The sequence below is a fragment of the Promicromonospora soli genome, from assembly GCF_014653785.1.
GTDB classification, from domain to species: Bacteria; Actinomycetota; Actinomycetes; order Actinomycetales; family Cellulomonadaceae; genus Promicromonospora; species Promicromonospora soli.
In genome coordinates this window covers 543898-561547 of sequence record NZ_BNAS01000001.1, presented here as the reverse complement: position 1 = coordinate 561547, position 17650 = coordinate 543898, and the positions used below count along the sequence as shown (strand labels likewise).

Sequence of the window (17650 nt, the reverse complement as noted above, 5' to 3'; positions counted from 1 at the left end):
CGGGTCAGCGCTTGGGGCGGTGGGGCTTCTCGACATCCGGGAGCGGGAGGCCGCCGGGGCCTTCCTCCGACGCCGGGATCGGCGGCTCGCCGTGGGCGGCGCGCTCCTTCGCGCTGGCCGCGTACGCGTCGACGTACTCCTGGCCGGACAGGGCGAGGATCGCGTACTGGATCTCGTCCGCGACGGCGCGCAGCACGAACTTGTCGGTCTCCATGCCCTTGTACCGGCTGAAGTCGAGAGGCTCGCCGATCACGGCGCCGAGGGGCATGAACGTGGGCAGGCCCCGGCCGGGCGGCTGGGCGACCTCGGTGTCGACCATGGCGACGGGGATCACGGGGGCGCCCGACTCGAGCGCCATCCGGGCCACGCCGGTCTTCGCCTTGTAGAGGCGGCCGTCGGGGCTGCGGGTGCCCTCCGGGTAGATGCCGAACAGACTGCCCTCGCTCAGCACGCGCAGGCCGGTGCGCAAGGCTGCCTCGCTGGCGGCGCCGCCGGAGCGGTCCACGGGGATGACGCCGATACCCGTCATGAACCAGGCGATGATCCTGCCCTTGAGGCCCTTGCCCACGAAGTAGTCGGACTTGCCGAGGAAGGTCACCCGGCGCGGGACCACCAGCGGCAGGATGAACGAGTCGATCACCGCAAGGTGGTTGCTGGCCATGATCGCCGGGCCCGTGCGCGGCACGTTCTTACCGCCGATGACCCACGGCTTGTACGCGAGGCGCAGCAGCGGGCCCACCAGCAGGTTCCTCATCACCCAGTAGAACAAGATTTCCTCCTCAAGACCCGACCCCGCGGGCTCCCTGACGACAATAGAGTGTGCCCATGGCCGCATCGAACACCGACGACCGCGACGACGACGTGCCCGGCGACACCCCACGCGAGCTGGGCGACGACGACGTGGCATCGCGCTGGGCCGACATCGTCGCCACTCTCGGCGACATCGAAGCCCCTCGGACCGACGACGAGGCCGACGACGGGGAGAAGCCCGCCGAATCGTCTCAGATATCGCGGCTCGATGACGAGGGAGCGACGGATGGCCCCGCCGACGCCGAGCCGGGGACCGAGTCGCGCCTGATCCTGCCCGCCGGCCCGCGAGACTGGCCGCTGTCGCCGGAGACCGAGGCGCTCGAGGAGGCCGAGGCGCACTTCACCCCGCCGGAGCCCCCGCCGCTGCTGTCCCGCGACCCGCTGCTGACCATGGCGTGGGGCTTCGTGGTGGGCGTGCCCGTGCTCGCGGTGATCGGGATGGTCGTGTCGGCGGCGGTGCCGTCCATCGCGATCCCGCCGCTGGCCGGCCAGATCGGCATCGGCCTGTTCGTCGCGGGCCTGGGCGTGCTGATCTGGCGCATGCCGCACCAGCGGGACCCGGACGACGACGGCCCCGGCGCCGTCGTCTGACGCGAGATAGAACCGTGGCGAAGTAGAACTCTGGCGAGATGGAACCGCAAGGACTGCTGCGGTTCCATCTCGCCAGAGTTCTATCTCGCTCCAGTTCTATCTCGGGTCAGCGGCGGGCGAGGTCCGCAGCGCCCACGATGCCCGCCTCGTTGCCGTGATGGGCCAGCTCGATCGTCGCCACGGGCCGGTGCCCCATCGCGGACAGCTGGGCCTCGAAGCCGCGGCGCACCGGGCCGAGCAGCAGCTCGCCGGCCGCGCCGACGCCACCGCCGATGACGATGAGCTCGGGGTCGAGCAGGGCCGCGACCGATGCCGAGCCCTCGCCGATCCAGCGCCCGAGGGTGGCGAGCAGCTCGATCGAGAGCGGGTCGCCCTCCTGGGCGGCCTCCGTCACCATCTTGCCCCGGATCTCTCCCGGGTCGCCGCCGGCGAGCTCCAGCAGGTGGGCCGCCTGGTCCACCCGCGCGACGGCGGCGTGCTGGGCGTCGCGCTCCAGTGCGCTGCCCGACGCGTACTGCTCCCAGCAGCCCTCGTGGCCGCAGCCGCAGTAGTGGCCCTCCGGCACGACGCGCATGTGCCCTACCTCGGCGGCCATGCCCCACTTGCCGCGGACGAGCTCGCGCTCGGAGATCACCGCGCCGCCCAGGCCGGTGCCGACAGTGAGCATGAGCATGTCGGTGGCGTCGCGGCCGGCGCCGAACCGGAACTCGGCCCAGCCCGCCGCGTTGGCGTCGTTCTCCACCACGATGGGCATATCGGCGTGCACGAGCTCAGCCACCTTCGCGGCCAGCGGGTACTCCCGCCAGGCGATGTTGGGGGCGAAGTTCACGGACGTCCGGTCGGGGCTCACGAAGCCCGCGGCGGCCAGGCCGATGGCGCCCACCTCGTGCTCCTTGATGAGCTCGTTGCACGCGTCCGCGATGGCCTTGTCGATGTGCGCGACATCGTCGGCATTCGTCTCCCGGCGCACCTGGGCGAGGACCTTGCCGTCCTCGTCGACGACTCCCACAGCGATCTTGGTGCCGCCGATGTCGACCCCGATGGCGTGCATTCGTCCTCACGTTCTCTCGTGTGCGCGACGGCCCCAAGGGCCGTCGAGAAGGGGGCTGCACCGATGTCGGTGCGCACACCCAGGGTAGCGACCGCGCGGGATGCAACACGCGGAGTCCGTTTCCCGGTATCTTTGCAGGCAAGGTCAGTACTGCCACTGGAGTCAGAATGGACGAGATCTTCAGCCCGATCCTCATCGAGCTGCCCCCAACCTCCAATCTCAACGATTTACTCGCGGAGCGGGTCGGCGCCGGTGCCGACAAGCCGATGATGGAGGTTCCCACCGGTAAGGGTGAGCCCTGGCGGGTCGTCACGGCCGGCGAGTTCGACGCCGAGGTCGTCGCTGTGGCGAAGGGCCTCGTCGCCCGCGGGATCGAGCCCGGGGACAAGGTCGGCATCATGTGCCGCACGCGGTACGAGTGGGCGGTGCTGGACTTCGCGGCCTGGGCCGCCGGCGCGGTACCCGTCCCGGTCTACGAGACCTCCTCGGCCGAGCAGGTCGAGTGGATCCTCTCGGACGCCGAGGTGAAGCTGGTCTTCGTCGAGAACGCCGACCACGCCGCCACCGTGGCCGAGGTACGTGCCGCCTGCCCGCTCGTGACCGACGTGCTCGTCATCGACGACGGCGCGCTGGACGCGGTAACGGCCGAGGGCGTGGACGTGCCCGACGCCGAGATCGCCCGCCGCCGGGGCATCGCCGACCTCGACGACCTCGCCACGATCATCTACACCTCGGGCACCACGGGCCGTCCCAAGGGCGCCGAGCTGACGCACCGCAACTTCGCGTCGCTCTCCGTGAACGCCGTCAAGGCCGTGCCGGAGGTGTTCGCCAAGGAGGGCGGACGCACCCTCCTGTTCATCCCGATGGCGCACGTGTTCGCGCGCTTCGTCCACGTGCTCGCCGTGGCCGGCGGCGTCGTCACCGGGCACTGGGGCGACACGACGACGCTGGTCGACGGCCTGGGCGAGTTCAAGCCCACGTTCATCCTCGCGGTGCCGCGGGTGTTCGAGAAGGTCTACAACACGGCCGAGCAGACGGCGGCGGCCGGCGGCAAGTCGAAGATCTTCCACTGGGCCACGGCGACGGGTATCGCGTGGTCGCGGGCGCTGGACACGCCGTCAGGCCCGAGCCTGGGCCTGAAGCTGCAGCACTCGGTCGCCAGCGCGCTGGTGTTCTCGAAGCTGCGGGCCAGGCTGGGCGGCCAGGCGGAGTTCGCGGTCTCGGGCGGCGGCCCGCTGGGCGAGCGCCTCGGCCACTTCTACCGTGGTCTGGGCCTCACCGTGCTCGAGGGCTACGGCCTCACCGAGTCCACGGCCCCGGCAACCGTGACCCGCCCGACGGCGACGAAGATCGGCACGGTCGGCCCGCCGCTGCCGGGCTGCGCCGTCAAGATCGCGGCCGACGGCGAGATCCTCCTCAAGGGCCAGAACATCTTCCGGGCGTACCACAACAACGAAGCCGCCACCGCGGAGTCGTTCACCGAGGACGGCTGGTTCCTCACCGGCGACCTGGGCGTGCTGGACGACGACGGGTTCCTCACGATCACCGGCCGCAAGAAGGAGATCATCGTCACCGCGGGCGGCAAGAACGTGGCACCGTCGATGCTGGAGGACCGCATCCGCGCGCACGCCCTGGTCAGCCAGTGCGTCGTGGTCGGCGACAACAAGCCGTACATCGGGGCGCTCGTCACCCTGGACGCCGAGGGGCTGCCGGGCTGGCTGAAGATGCACGGCAAGCCCGTGATGTCCGTGGACGAGGCCAGGAAGGACCCCGACGTGCTCGCGGCGCTGGACGGGGCGGTGCAGCGGGCCAACAAGGCGGTGTCGAAGGCGGAGTCGATCCGCAAGTACACGGTGCTCGGGGGCGACCTGACCATCGAGAACGGGTACCTCACGCCGAAGCAGAGCGTGCGGCGCGCGGTGTTCCTGAAGGACTTCGACGCCGAGGTCGAGCGCCTGTACGCGGACAAGAACAAGGAGAGCCTGCACCTGATCGGCTGACCAGGCTCTGCGGCTTCGGTCGGTTGCTTCGAGGTCGGTCCAGTGATGGACCGACCTCGAAGCAACCGACCGAACTCGTGTTGTGCGGCTAGCCGGTCGTGAGCGAGATCCAGGTGTCCGGCGGCGCGTCCGGCCGGCCGGGCACCGCACGGTGCTCCTCGGTCCACGCCTGCCCGACGGCGTCAGTGGCCACCGCCCGCCAGAACTGCACGGCGGGTGGGTTGGCGTCCTGGAACGCGATCTCCCACCTGCCGGGCAAGCTCGCCAGCACGTGGGCCGCCAGGTCCCGCCCGATGCCCATCCGGCGGACGCCGCGCACCACGAAGAACGAGCTGAGCACGCGCGTCGGGCCATCGAGCCCCCGTACCAGCGCGAACCCCACCGGCGACGCCGGGGCGCCGTCGGCCGGCTCCAGGTGTGCGACGACGCCACGCCAGCCCGGGTCGGTGAACGCCGCGTCCAGCCGCTCGCGCCGGAACTGTCCGCTCGGGTCGGGGAGCGACCCAGAGACTTCCGACATGTCGTGCCGGAACAGGAGCCAGAGCCGCTCCAGGAGAAGGCGGTCGGCGGGCGTCGTCGGCCGGATCGTCAGCCGTGCGGGCGGCGAGGCGTGAGAGTTCGTCATGACACAAAGCCTCCCGGGCCGCTTGGCACCGGGAGGCTCAGGACAATTCTCGCACGCGCCGCGGGCCTGAGTCGAGACCCAGCCGACCGGAGATGGTGGCAGCTGGGCTGCATCCCGGCGCGCAACCTCGGTGCCCACGGAGCGCCCGCGAGGCGCCGTCGGGCAAGGTGCTCATTCACCGGACGTGCCAGGCGCAGTCCCTGGCCGTCAGTAGGATGACGATGAAGGGTGCCGCGCGGGCGATCGCCGGCGGTGGCGCCCTAGAAATTTCCCCGATGAGAGGTGCTCCTCCGATGGCTGTACGTCGTGTGGCCCTGCTGACCGCCGGCGGCTTCGCGCCCTGCCTGTCTTCCTCGGTCGGCGGTCTGATCGAGCGTTACACCGAGCTCGACCCCGAGATCGAGATCATTGCCTACCTGCACGGCTACCACGGCCTGCTGACCGGCAACAAGATCGAGATCGACGAGGAGGCTCGCAAGCAGGCCCCGGTCCTGCACCGCTTCGGCGGCTCGCCGATCGGCAACTCGCGCGTGAAGCTGACCAACGTCAAGGACGCGGTGAAGCGCGGCCTGGTCCAGGAGGGCCAGGACCCGCTGCACGTGGCCGCCGAGCAGCTCAAGGCCGACGGCGTCGACGTGCTGCACACCATCGGCGGTGACGACACCAACACGACGGCCGCCGACCTGGCCGCCTACCTGCACGAGAACGGCTACGAGCTCACCGTGGTGGGCCTGCCGAAGACGATCGACAACGACGTGGTGCCGATCAAGCAGTCGCTCGGCGCGTGGACCGCCGCCGAGGAGGGCGCGAAGTTCGCGGCCAACATCATCGGTGAGAACCGCGTGGGCCCGCGCATGCTGATCGTGCACGAGGTCATGGGCCGCCACTGCGGCTGGCTGACGGCGGCCACCGCGAAGTCGTACCGCGAGTGGCTCGACGAGCAGGAGTGGGCGCCCGCCCTCGGCCTGTCGCGCGAGCGCTGGGACGTGCACGCGGTGTTCCTGCCCGAGCTCGAGATCGACCTCGAGGGCGAGGCCAAGCGCCTGCGCGGCGTCATGGACGAGATCGGCAACGTCAACATCTTCCTGTCGGAGGGTGCCGGCATGCACGAGATCGTGGCCCAGCTCGAGGCGGCGGGCGAGACGGTGGAGCGCGACCCGTTCGGGCACGTGAAGCTCGACACGATCAACCCGGGCCAGTGGTTCGCGAAGCAGTTCGCGGAGAAGCTGGGCGCCGAGAAGACGATGGTGCAGAAGTCGGGCTACTACTCGCGTGCCGCGGCCGCGAACAGCGACGACCTGCGCCTGATCAAGTCCATGACCGACTACGCGGTGGAGTGCGCGCTGCGCGGCGAGTCCGGCGTCATCGGCCACGACGAGGAGGACGGCGACCGGCTCAAGGCCATCGCCTTCCCGCGCATCGCCGGCGGCAAGGCGTTCGACGTCTCGCAGGAGTGGTTCGGCGAGATCCTCGCGGACATCGGCCAGCCACTCGTGCCGGCCGCCCCGGCGGAGCACTGAGCACGGTGCGGGTACCGCAACCGGCGAGCCGATGAGCACCGTCACCGATCCGGCCGAACGGTCGGCGGGTCCGGCCGGGCTGGACCACTACCGCACGCTCACGGCCCGCCAGCAGCCGACGTGGCCGGACCCGGCCGCGCTGGCGGCCGCCACGGGCCGCCTGGCCCAGGCCGCGCCCATCGTGGTGCCCGCACAGGCCGACACCCTGACCGAGCGGCTTGCCGCCGCCGGTCGGGGCGAGGCGTTCCTGCTCCAGGGCGGGGACTGCGCCGAGACGTTCGCCGAGGCGAACGCCGACCGCATCCGGAACAAGATCCGCACCATCCTGCAGATGGCGGTGGTGCTCACGCACGGCGCGAGCACCCCGGTCGTGAAGATGGGCCGCCTGGCGGGCCAGTACGCCAAACCGCGCTCCAGCGACACGGAGACGCGCGACGGCGTGACGCTGCCCGCCTACCGCGGTGACATGATCAACGGTTTCCCGTTCACGCCGCAGGACCGCATGCCCGACCCGGAGCGGCTCGAGCAGGCGTACCGGATCTCGTCGGCGACGGCGAACGTGGTGCGCGCCTTCACCCAGGGCGGCTTCGCCGACCTGCGGCAGGTGCACGAGTGGAACCGCGGCTTCATGCTCAACCCTGCCTACGCGCAGTACGAGAAGACGGCGGACGAGATCGACCGCGCCATCCGGTTCATGCACGCGTGCGGCGCCGACTTCGACGCGCTGCGCTCCGTCGAGTTCTTCCTGAGCCACGAGGCCCTGGTGCTCGACTACGAGCGGGCACTGACCCGCACCGACCAGCGCACCGGCAAGGCCTACGACACCAGCGCACATTTTCTTTGGATCGGGGAGCGCACGCGTCAGCTCGACGGCGCCCACGTCGACTTCATGGCCCGCATCGCCAACCCGATAGGCGTGAAGCTCGGCCCGACGACGACGCCGCACGACGCCCTGGCGCTCACCGAGCGGCTCAACCCGGAGAACGTCCCGGGACGGCTCACGTTCATCACGCGCATGGGCGCCGGCCAGGTCCGGGACGTGCTGCCGTCCATCGTCGAGGCCGTGACCTGGGCGGGCGCGAACGTCACGTGGGTGACGGACCCGATGCACGGCAACACGATCACGTCGGACAGCGGCTACAAGACGCGCCGCCTCACCGACGTGCTCGACGAGGTGGCCGGGTTCTTCGAGGTGCACCGGGCGCTGGGCACCGTCCCGGGCGGGCTGCACATGGAGCTCACGGGCGACGACGTCACCGAGGTGCTCGGCGGCAGCGAGGAGATCTCCGACGCGGGCCTCGCCCTGCGCTACGAGACCCTCGTGGACCCGCGCCTGAACCACCAGCAGTCGCTGGAGCTGGCCTTCCAGGTAGCGGACATGCTCCGGAGCTGAGGATGAAGGGCTAGAGCTGCGTCTGCGCCACCCGGCGCACGGCGGCGCGCTTGCCGTTGATCAGGGCGTCCACCGGCCGCTCGCCGAGCTCGTCGTTCGGCGTGAACAGCCACTCGAGGATCTCCTCCTCGGTGAAACCGGCGTCCGACAGCACTATGACGGTGCCCCGCAGGGTCGGGATGATGCCGGGCCGGCCTTCGACGTCGGGCAGCACGAACGCGGCCGGGACCTGGAAGGTCGTGCGCTCGCCGCGCTTGATGCCGACGACGTGCTGGTCACGGACCAGGCCGCGGGCCTTGCCGACCTCGATGTCGAGGGCCTCGGCGAGGTCGGGCAGGGTCAGCCATTCGCCCACGAGGGCGTCGAGATCTGTCACACCAGAAGAGTAGGCGACCAGGCGGCGACTCGGGGCACGGCAACGATCCGGCAACGGGTCGCTGCATGCCATGGGCGTTTCCTCGGGGGCGTCGGTGGTCACCCGTACACTCCCATCCGTGGCTCAGGTGACGGCAGACCCTCTCATCGGCCGCCTGGTCGACGGGCGGTACGAGATAGTCGCGCGCGTGGCGCGCGGAGGCATGGCCACGGTGTACCGCGCGCACGACAGGCGCCTCAACCGCGAGATCGCCCTCAAGGTGATGCACCCGCACCTGGCCGACGGCGAGCAGGCCGCGAGCTTCCGCCAGCGCTTCGAGCGCGAGGCGCGGTCGGCGGCCGGCCTGCAGCACCACGGTGTCGTGGCGGTCTACGACCAGGGCACCGACGCCGACATGCGCTACCTGACCATGGAGTACGTGCCGGGTACCAACCTGCGCCAGCTGATCCGCGACGGCGACCTCACGCTGCGCCGCTCGTTCGCGATCCTCGACGTCGTGCTGTCGGCGCTCGCTGCCGCGCACGTCAAGGGGATAGTGCACCGCGACATCAAGCCGGAGAACGTGCTGCTCGAGGAGGCCACCGGGCGTCCCAAGGTGGCGGACTTCGGTCTGGCCCGCGCCATCTCCGAGGTGTCGAACACGACGACGGGCACCGTGCTGGGCACGGTGGCCTACCTCGCGCCCGAGACCATCTCCACCGGGCACGTCGACGCTCGCGCCGACGTGTACGCCGTGGGGATCCTCGCGTTCGAGATGTTCACCGGCCGCCTGCCGCACGAGGGGGAGGGGCCCATCCAGGTCGCGTTCGCGCACGTCAACACTGACGTACCGCCCGTGAGCGCGTTCGCCGGCCACCTGGGCCGCCCCCTGGACCTGCTGGTCCGTGCCCTCACCGCGCGCGATCCCGACCGGCGCCCGCGTGACGCCGCGGTCGCGCTCGACGTGCTGCGGAGCACGTTCCGGCAGATCCCGAACGAGGTGCTCGACATACCGGCCAAGGCCGCGCCGCCGCCGTCGTCCGCCGCCGTGAAGGCGGCGCGCACCGCCGTGGTGGAGCGCCCGCCCGCCGGCGTCTGGGTGGCCCAGCAGCCGCCCCAGCCTCCGCCGCCGCCGGCGCGGCGGCCCCGGCGCGGCGGCAAGCTCCTGCTGGCCGTCGCGGTCGTCGCCGTCCTGTTCAGCGCCTGGTGGTACACGGAGCACGGTCCGGGTGCCTACGCCGTCGTGCCTGACGGCGTAGTGGGCGTCAGTGCCGAGCAGGCCAATGAGGCGCTGATCCAGGCGGGCCTGACACCGTCGAGCGCGAAGCAGTACGACTCGGACGTGCCTGAGGGCGACGTGGTCTCGGCGGACCCGGGCGAGGGACAACGGTGGAAGCGCGACGAGCCGGTACGCCTGGTGATCTCGCTCGGGCCGGAGCTGGCCGAGGTGCCGGCGGACCTGGACAGCATGCGCGAGAGGGCGGCGCGCGCCGCACTGCGGGGCGTGGGCCTGACGGACATCAAGGTCTCGCGGGAGTACTCCAGCGACGTCGTGCGCGGCGAGGTGATCTGGGCCTCCGTGCGCGGGGGCGACATGGTCCCGACTGACGAGACAGTACGGCTCACAGTGTCGAGCGGGCCACCGCCGCTCACCGTGCCTGACGTCACGGGCCTGGGGCCCGCCGACGCCGCTGACACGTTGGTAGGCATGGGGTTCGAGGTGGAGCGGAAGGACAAGTTCGACGATCTGGCTCCCGTCGGCACGGTGATCAAGACCGAGCCCGGCACCGGCAAGGGCGTCAAGGACGGCGGCACCGTCACGATAGTTGTCAGCATGGGCCCCAAGGGCACCGTGCCGGACGTCGTGGGAATCTCGGTCGAGGACGCGAAAAAGGTGCTCAAGGAAGCCGGCTACAAGGTCGAGGTGCGCGGCTTCGGCGAGCTGTTCGGCGAGGGCGTGCAGGAGACTGAGCCTGCAGCGGGCGAGCTCCTGAAGCAGGGCGAGAGCGTCACGATCTGGACCTGGTGACGGTCCTGCCCTGGATCTGAGCGGTCAGGCCGCCCGGTCGACGGCGGCGTGGGCCAGGTCCGTCAGCAAGCCCCGGCCGGGCTCCGTCAGGTCCGCCATGTCCAGCAGCGCGTGCGCGCGGACGGCGAGGTCTTCGATGAGCTGCTCGACGGCGTCCAGCGCGCCCGAGCCGACGATGACCTCGCGCACGCGCGCCACGTCGTCGTCGGACAGGTCAGGATTGCCCAGAGCGGCGATCAGGGCCGCCGCGTCGGGGCCCTCGGGGTCGGGCAGCAGCGCCAGGGTGCGCGCCACGACCACCGTGCGCTTGCCCTCGCGCAGGTCGTCGCCCGCCGGCTTGCCCGTGACGGCCGGATCACCGAAGACGCCGAGCACGTCGTCACGGAGCTGGAACGCCTCACCCAGCGGCAGGCCCGCCGCCTCGACGGCCGCCGCCGCCCGCGGGCCCGCGCCGGCCAGCAGCGCGCCCAGTGCGAGCGGAGCCGCTACCGAGTAGCTCGCCGACTTAGCGCGCAGCACCTTCCGGGCGCGCTCCTCGTCCGAGGCGGGGTCATGGCCCCAGGGCTCGGCCTGGACCAGCACGTCGAGGTACTGGCCGACCACCACCTCGCTCTGCATCGCGTCGAACCGGGCACGCGCGGCCTCGGCGACGGCAGCCGGCACCAGTGCGAGCGCCGCCGACAGCTCGCGCTGGGCCGCCAGGAGCACGAGATCACCGAGCAGGATCGCCGCGGAGTCGCCGAACTGCACCGGCTCGCCGGCCCAGCCCGCGGCCGCGTGCTTGCCGGCGAACGCCCGGTGCGCGGTGGGGCGGCCGCGGCGGGTGTCGGAGTTGTCCATCACGTCGTCGTGCAGCAGCGCCGCAGCCTGGAAGAGCTCGAGCGCGGCGCCCACGCGGACCGTCGCGATCCGGGCGGAGTTCGCCGCGTCGGCGGAGCCGCCGTGCGCGCGGAAGGACCAGTAGCAGAACGCGGCCCGCAGGCGCTTGCCGCCCATGAGCAGGCCCGCTGCCTCCTCGACCATGGCCTCGGCGCTCGGGCTGATCGCGCCGACCTCGGCACCCAGCCGGTCGAGGTGGGCAGTCACGGCGGCATCGACGTCGGCCCTGAGGTTCTCGGCGTCGACGAGGGCTGCGGGGTTCAGGGCGCTGGCACGGGTGGGTGAGGCGGGCACAGGCCCAGCCTATGGGGTGCGGACCGTGCCACTGATCGAGCAGAGGCGTCGTTCGCCGTCGTCGAGCACACCGACGACGAGCGACTCCTGCACCTCGCCGGTCTTCTCCCTGGTGATGCGCAGGAACGCCGTCTGCGCGGTGAGACCGCTGGACTCCGGCGCGGGAATCTGCTTGAAACCCTTGCTGGTCAGGATCTCCTTGGCCTGCGCGATGACCTCTTTCGTCGGGCGGCTCGAGGACAGGTTGAGCGTCACCTGGGTCATCGGGACGCTCTTTGCCTTCGAATCCTTGGCAGAGGGCGCCGGCTGCGCTGACGACGCGAGCAGGGTGGCGTCCTCCGGTACCGGGAACAGGTCGGCCGGGAACCCCTGCGCATAGGTGCCCACGGCGGACGACGGGTCGAAGGTCGGCAGCTCGGTAGGCCCGCCGGAGGTCGCCGTCCTCGGCGCCGGGGTCCCCTCGGCGGTCGCGGCTGACGCCGCCGGCTCTGACCCCGTGCCGCACCCAGCGGTCGCGAGCGCCAGCCCGATGGCCGCGGCGAGCGCGGCCGGGCGACGGGCGGTGGCGAAGCGGGGCACGTCGCACACCGTAGCCGGAGAGACCCTCGCGAGGACAGTTCGGGGGGCCGAGCGCGACCACAACGAATTTGTTGTCCACACGGCGCTCCTGGGCGCGCCGCCGCCCTCGCCGGCGGCTGGGATCGTCGACATGAACTCCAGGAACAGCACTCCCAAGAACCTCGGCCGGGCTCCGGTGGTCCCGGCCGCCACGGTGGTCCGCGTGGCCGGGCCCGAGGACCTCCTCGCGTACATCCCCTACCGGCTCGGCTTCGAGCCCGTCGAGTCAGTGGTCGCCGTGAGCCTGGCCGGTCCGCGGCAGCGTGTCGGGCTCGTGGCGCGCGTCGATCTCGACGACCTACGTCTGCGGCGGCCTGACGATCCGGAGGGGCCCGACGGTGCGGCCACCGCCCGCTGGCTCACCGACCATGTGGTGGCCGACTGCGCGGACCGCGCGGTAGTGGTGCTGTACACCGCCACCGATGCGACGGCGCCGTCGGGCGTGGCGCGTCGCGCCGCGGAGCTGCTGCGGGCGCGGCTCGAACGGCGCCTTCCGGGGACCGAGGTGTGGCTCGTGACTCCCACGGGCTTCCGGGCGCTCGACTGCACCGACCCGATGTGCTGCCCGGCCGAGGGCAGGCCGCTGTCCGCGCTCCAGGGCACCCGGATAGCGGCCCACATGGTGCTGGAGGGCCGATCCGTGGCCGGCACCCGCGAGGAGCGGTACGCCCTGCGCGCCGCGCCGGAGGTCGCACGCACCCAGGCGCGGCGGGCGGCGGCACGCTGGACCGATGCCCACCGACGGCTCGTGAACGGAACCAGGTTTCCCGCAGCCGAGGCAGAGGCTCGGCGTGCCGAGCGGGCGCTGGCGGAGTGGGGGGCCGAGAGCCTGGGCCTGTGGCGCTCCGCCGTGCGGGCAGCGGCGGGCGCCCGGCCCGGGCAGCCGGTGACGCTGTCCCCGGTGGACCTCGGGAAGATCGGCGCTGCGCTCGCGGACACTCCGGTCCGGGACGCCGTGCTGCTCAGCCTGGCGCCGGGCACCGAGGCGACGGCGTTGCGTACCGCGCGGCGCGAGGTGGACGGCGACACGGACGCGGCCACGGGGACCGTCATGGCACAGATCGTCGACCCGGAGCGGGGTGTCCCGCCCGACGAGGAGATCACGCGTGCGGCGTCTCAGGTTCTGGAGGCGGTCGCGACGCACGTGCCGCGAAACCGGCGGGCTCCGGCCTACCTGCTGCTGGCGCTGGTCGCGTGGTGGCACGGCGACGGCGGGCTGGCGGCCGAGCGCGTGTCGGACGCGCTCGGGGTGGACCCGGAGTACCGGCTCGCGCTGCTGCTGCGCGGGGCGATCGCCGGGGGAGTGCCGCCCGGCTGGGTGCGGCGGGAGCAGGCCTCCTTCCACGGCGATCCGGAACCGGAGGAGGTGGCCGCCGTGTAAGGCACGGTCAGGGGCGCTATGTGGGGTAGCGTCGGTCGACATGACGATCGTCGTCGGACACCTCGCCACGCCCGAGGGCCAGGAGGCTCTCCGCACCGCAGTCACAGAGGCCAAGGGACGCAAGGTCCCCCTGGTCGTCGTCACGAGCGGGAAGCTTCCCGTCGACGAGTGCCGGGCTGAGATCGAGGAGCTGGTAAGCGCCCTGGGGGCGGAGGTCGACGTGCGGGTGGAGCCCGGCACCGGTGACCTCGCCGAAGACCTCATCCGCACCGCGACGAGCACCCACGCCGAGCTGATGGTGATCGGCCTGCGCAAGCGCAGCCCCGTCGGCAAGCTCATCCTCGGTGCGGGTGCGCAGAGGATTCTCGTCGAGGCGCCCTGCCCGGTGCTGGCCGTCAAGGTGTGACAGGCAGCGCCCGACCTGCGAGACGGCCGTCTCATCTGCGGGGGGTCCCTGCCCTGGTCCAGGGCAGATTCACGTAACCGGGAATGGTGCGGCGAGCTCATTCGTTGACTCTTGGCACGCGAAACAGAAACAACCGTGGGGCTGCCCGCCCGACGTGACTTCGCACTGACTTTGCCCATATCACCGCGTTCGTCGCGGTGTACAGGGATGCCGACGCTACAATATATATGTTCGCCGGCGGAAGAAGAAGGTCCAGTGAAGGCCCCGCCGGTGGTACGCCGCCCCCTCGAATGCCGAAAGGTCGGTTTGTGGCGCCCACTCCGCTGAAAGCCTCCCAGGACATCGCTCCTGTCCCTGCACGCGACAACCTGCCCCGTGAGTTCGAGCATCCTGCCCTGCAGGAGCTCCTCGCTCGCGGCGCCGCCGACGGCTCGGTCGACGCCGAGAGCTTCCGGCGTGCATGCGAGACCGCTGAGGTCGGTGACGCCAAGCGGCTCAAGGCGGTGCTGCGCGCTCTGGCCAACGCCGGTGTGCAGGTCGGTCTACCCACCGTGACCAAGGTGGCCGCCGCCGCGGCCACGCGCTCCACCGCGGTTGCTGCGAAGGCACCTGCCGACGAGGCCGATGCCTCCGCGAAGCCTGCCCGGCGCACCCGGTCGACCGCTGCGAAGACTCCGGCCGCGAAGAAGCCGGCGTCGCCGCGCTCCACCGCGAAGCCGAAGGACGACGACACGCCCGACGAGATCGACCTTCCCGAGGACATCGACCTCGACGACATCGACGATGCCGACGAAGAGGCCACGAGCACGCGGAAGAAGCCGGCGGCGAAGACCGCCGCCAAGAAGCCGGCCGCTCGGGGCAAGTCGAAGTACGACAACATCGAGCCCGACGGTGTCGCCGTCGAGGACCCCGAGGAAGAGACCGACGCCGGTCCCGAGATCGTCACCAAGGCGACCCGTGGGCGCGGCGGCAAGGCGGCCAAGGAGGAGAACGAGAGCTCCGGGTTCGTCGTCTCCGACACGGACGACGACGACCAGCCCGCGCAGCAGGTCGTCACCGCCGGTGCCACTGCCGACCCGGTCAAGGACTACCTGAAGCAGATCGGCAAGGTCGCGCTGCTGAACGCGGAGCAGGAGGTCGAGCTCGCGAAGCGGATCGAGGCCGGCCTGTTCGCGGAGGAGCGTCTCGCCACCACGGAGTTCGACCGGAACGACAAGGACCAGCGACGGTTCGAGCGTGACCTCAAGTGGATCGCGCACGACGGCAAGCGGGCCAAGAACCACCTGCTGGAGGCCAACCTCCGCCTCGTGGTCTCGCTGGCCAAGCGCTACACGGGCCGCGGCATGCTGTTCCTGGACCTGATCCAGGAGGGCAACCTCGGTCTGATCCGTGCGGTCGAGAAGTTCGACTACACCAAGGGCTACAAGTTCTCGACGTACGCCACCTGGTGGATCCGGCAGGCGATCACGCGAGCCATGGCCGACCAGGCCCGCACCATCCGTATCCCGGTGCACATGGTCGAGGTCATCAACAAGCTGGCCCGCGTGCAGCGCCAGATGCTCCAGGACCTGGGCCGCGAGCCCACGCCGGAGGAGCTGGCCAAGGAGCTGGACATGACCCCCGAGAAGGTGGTCGAGGTCCAGAAGTACGGCCGCGAGCCCATCTCGCTGAGCACCCCGCTCGGCGAGGACGGCGACAGCGAGTTCGGCGACCTCATCGAGGACTCCGAGGCAGTTGTGCCCGCCGACGCCGTGTCGTTCACGCTCCTCCAGGAGCAGCTGCACCAGGTGCTCGACACGCTGTCGGAGCGCGAGGCCGGTGTGGTCTCCATGCGGTTCGGCCTGCAGGACGGCCAGCCCAAGACGCTCGACGAGATCGGCAAGGTCTACGGCGTGACGCGTGAGCGCATCCGCCAGATCGAGTCCAAGACGATGTCGAAGCTGCGCCACCCCTCGCGGTCGCAGGTGCTGCGCGACTACCTCGACTGATACGAGTCCCTCTACCGACGCCGGGTAGAGCTTGACGCCGGGCGGGTGAACTTCTTCTTAGTTCACCCGCCCGGCGTCGTCGTATGGAAATGTGCGGGATGTGTCCTCACTGATCAGCGCCCCTCCCGGACCACGTCTCGCCCGAGCGGTAACTTCCGCCCTCGCCCTGTTCCTCGCGATCGGCCTGTCTGCCGTGCCCGCCGCCGCGGCCGGGTACACGCTGAGCGCGGCCGGCACGTCGACCACCACGGCGTCCGAGCCGAAGAGGCTCTCGGTGGTCTACCGATACAACGACGCCCCGGTGAGGGACGCCACGGTGTCCCTGCAGAGGTACAGCGGCGGCCGGTGGGTCCGCGTCAAGTACGTGACCACGGGCTCCACGGGCCAGGCGAGGACGACGGTCAACCCGAGCGTCACGACCAAGTACCGGTTCGCGACGAGCAGGGCTACGAGCGCCACGGTGACGGTGACCGTCGTTCCGGGCTCGTGGAGCATCGCGGGCTCCGGCAACGGGCACGGCGTGGGCATGTCGCAGTGGGGCGCCTACCAGATGGCGCGCACGGGCAGCACGGCGTCCGACATCCTGCGCTACTACTACCCGGGCGCGACGGTGGACACCACGACCAACCCGTGGACGTCGATCGACGTGCAGGTGCTCGGTAGGACGACCGATCCGGCCACCACCACCCTGAGCTTGTCCGCAGGGTCGTGGCGGCTGCTCGACGGCGACCTGACCCAGCTCGCCACCGGCACGTCGGCGCGCAAGGTCTCGATCGCCCGGACGACGTCCGGCGTCACCGCGAAGATCACCGAGAACGGCACGGTGCTGCAGACGATCGGCGCCCGCCCCACGCTCTACCTGGAGTGGACGGGCACCGACTACTGGGCCGGCACTTCGGGCACCGTGACGGTGGCCGGGGCGCAGGGCAGCTACCGCCACGGCCGGCTGCGGATCACCAGCCCCAACGCCCGGCCCAACGTGGTCAACCAGGTGGTCATCAACGACGAGTACCTCTACGGGCTCGACGAGATGCCGTCCCTGTGGGGCACGAGCGGCTACGGCGGCGCCGCGGCGCTCGAGGCGCAGGCGGTCGTGGCGCGCAACTACGCGATCCTGGACAAGATCGAGGGCCTCAAGGCCGCGTGCGACTGCCACCTCTACGACGACACCAGCAGCCAGAACTACACCGGCTGGAAGAAGGAGGGCGGCGAGGCGGGCGCTACCTGGCGTGCAGCCGTGGACGCAACGCGGCAGGACGGCGCCGCAACGGTCTTGATAGTGCGCAACACGTCGGGCGGCATCGCCGAGACGCCGTACTTCGCGTCGTCGGGCCGCGGCGGCAGCTACTCGGGCACCGCCAACAACCAGGATGCGTTCGGCACGGCCGCGCAGTCCCATCTCGCGCACGTGGCCGACCCCTACTCGGCCCAGGCGCCGGGAAACCCGTACGTCTCGTGGACGGGCATTCTCACGCAGGCGAAGGCGACGAGCATCTTCCAGCTCGGCTGGGTCGGGTCGGTCAAGGTCACCGCGCGCTACTCCAGCGGGCAGATCAAGACCATGCAGGCGGTATCGGACAAGGGCGTCACCCGCACGGTGACGAAGACGGCCGAGGGCTGGCGCATCAACCTCGGGTTCCGGGGGTCCTGGGCGCACACGGTGACTGCCCGAAAGTAGCCGGAACGCCGGGCCGGGAATGACGACGGCGG

General features: G+C 71.1%; 15 protein-coding genes. 9 read left to right on the top strand and 6 right to left on the bottom strand.

The window, feature by feature from the left end; all coding sequences use genetic code 11:
- Positions 1 to 4 precede the first annotated feature (4 nt).
- A complete protein-coding gene (locus IE250_RS02530) occupies positions 5 to 769 on the bottom strand; it encodes a lysophospholipid acyltransferase family protein (protein WP_189667678.1) in 765 nt (254 codons plus the stop codon).
- A 56-nt stretch (positions 770 to 825) separates the two neighbouring features.
- Between IE250_RS02530 and IE250_RS02525 the strand changes: the two genes are divergently transcribed.
- Positions 826 to 1401 carry a hypothetical protein gene (locus IE250_RS02525; RefSeq protein WP_189667677.1) on the top strand — a complete coding sequence of 192 codons (576 nt, stop codon included), beginning with the start codon at positions 826 to 828 and terminating at the stop codon, positions 1399 to 1401.
- Between the two features lie 106 nt (positions 1402 to 1507).
- On the opposite strand, the gene IE250_RS02520 is transcribed toward IE250_RS02525, so the two are convergent.
- A complete protein-coding gene (locus tag IE250_RS02520) occupies positions 1508 to 2452 on the bottom strand; it encodes an ROK family glucokinase (RefSeq protein ID WP_189667676.1) in 945 nt (314 codons plus the stop codon).
- A 167-nt stretch (positions 2453 to 2619) separates the two neighbouring features.
- On the opposite strand from IE250_RS02520, the gene IE250_RS02515 reads away from it, so the two are divergent.
- Entirely contained in the window at positions 2620 to 4452 is a 1833-nt protein-coding gene (locus IE250_RS02515) for an AMP-dependent synthetase/ligase (protein ID WP_189667675.1), read from the top strand.
- An 88-nt stretch (positions 4453 to 4540) separates the two neighbouring features.
- On the opposite strand, the gene IE250_RS02510 is transcribed toward IE250_RS02515, so the two are convergent.
- On the bottom strand, positions 4541 to 5077 hold the full coding sequence (locus IE250_RS02510) for a GNAT family N-acetyltransferase (RefSeq protein ID WP_189667674.1): 537 nt from the start codon (positions 5075 to 5077) through the stop codon (positions 4541 to 4543).
- 293 nt (positions 5078 to 5370) lie between these two features.
- On the opposite strand from IE250_RS02510, the gene IE250_RS02505 reads away from it, so the two are divergent.
- Together IE250_RS02505 and IE250_RS02500 are read left to right on the top strand one after the other, a co-directional pair.
- On the top strand, positions 5371 to 6597 hold the full coding sequence (locus tag IE250_RS02505) for a pyrophosphate--fructose-6-phosphate 1-phosphotransferase (protein WP_189667673.1): 1227 nt from the start codon (positions 5371 to 5373) through the stop codon (positions 6595 to 6597).
- 31 nt (positions 6598 to 6628) lie between these two features.
- The gene (locus tag IE250_RS02500; protein ID WP_189667672.1) at positions 6629 to 7990 is read left to right on the top strand and encodes a class II 3-deoxy-7-phosphoheptulonate synthase; all 1362 of its coding nucleotides are present in this window, start codon (positions 6629 to 6631) and stop codon (positions 7988 to 7990) included.
- 10 nt (positions 7991 to 8000) lie between these two features.
- Here IE250_RS02500 and IE250_RS02495 read toward each other — a convergent pair whose 3' ends face one another.
- Complete coding sequence (locus tag IE250_RS02495) at positions 8001 to 8366, bottom strand: Rv2175c family DNA-binding protein (RefSeq protein ID WP_229872071.1); 366 nt, start codon at positions 8364 to 8366, stop codon at positions 8001 to 8003.
- A gap of 118 nt (positions 8367 to 8484) precedes the next feature.
- On the opposite strand from IE250_RS02495, the gene pknB reads away from it, so the two are divergent.
- Positions 8485 to 10374: a Stk1 family PASTA domain-containing Ser/Thr kinase gene (pknB, locus tag IE250_RS02490; protein WP_189667671.1), complete on the top strand. Its 1890-nt coding sequence runs from the start codon at positions 8485 to 8487 to the stop codon at positions 10372 to 10374.
- A 24-nt stretch (positions 10375 to 10398) separates the two neighbouring features.
- Here the strand turns inward: pknB and IE250_RS02485 are convergent, their stop codons facing one another.
- The gene (locus IE250_RS02485) at positions 10399 to 11547 is read right to left on the bottom strand and encodes a polyprenyl synthetase family protein (RefSeq protein WP_189667670.1); all 1149 of its coding nucleotides are present in this window, start codon (positions 11545 to 11547) and stop codon (positions 10399 to 10401) included.
- 9 nt (positions 11548 to 11556) lie between these two features.
- Complete coding sequence (locus IE250_RS02480; RefSeq protein ID WP_189667669.1) at positions 11557 to 12126, bottom strand: hypothetical protein; 570 nt, start codon at positions 12124 to 12126, stop codon at positions 11557 to 11559.
- Positions 12127 to 12256: 130 nt separating this feature from the next.
- Between IE250_RS02480 and IE250_RS02475 the strand changes: the two genes are divergently transcribed.
- The 4 genes from IE250_RS02475 to IE250_RS02460 all read left to right on the top strand — a co-directional run bounded on the left by IE250_RS02475 (position 12257) and on the right by IE250_RS02460 (position 17618).
- The gene (locus IE250_RS02475) at positions 12257 to 13546 is read left to right on the top strand and encodes a DUF4192 domain-containing protein (protein WP_189667668.1); all 1290 of its coding nucleotides are present in this window, start codon (positions 12257 to 12259) and stop codon (positions 13544 to 13546) included.
- 40 nt (positions 13547 to 13586) lie between these two features.
- Positions 13587 to 13952 carry a universal stress protein gene (locus IE250_RS02470; RefSeq protein WP_189667667.1) on the top strand — a complete coding sequence of 122 codons (366 nt, stop codon included), beginning with the start codon at positions 13587 to 13589 and terminating at the stop codon, positions 13950 to 13952.
- Positions 13953 to 14242: 290 nt separating this feature from the next.
- Positions 14243 to 15940: an RNA polymerase sigma factor gene (locus tag IE250_RS02465; RefSeq protein ID WP_229872070.1), complete on the top strand. Its 1698-nt coding sequence runs from the start codon at positions 14243 to 14245 to the stop codon at positions 15938 to 15940.
- A 100-nt stretch (positions 15941 to 16040) separates the two neighbouring features.
- Positions 16041 to 17618: a SpoIID/LytB domain-containing protein gene (locus IE250_RS02460; RefSeq protein ID WP_189667666.1), complete on the top strand. Its 1578-nt coding sequence runs from the start codon at positions 16041 to 16043 to the stop codon at positions 17616 to 17618.
- The last annotated feature ends 32 nt before the right edge of the window (positions 17619 to 17650 follow it).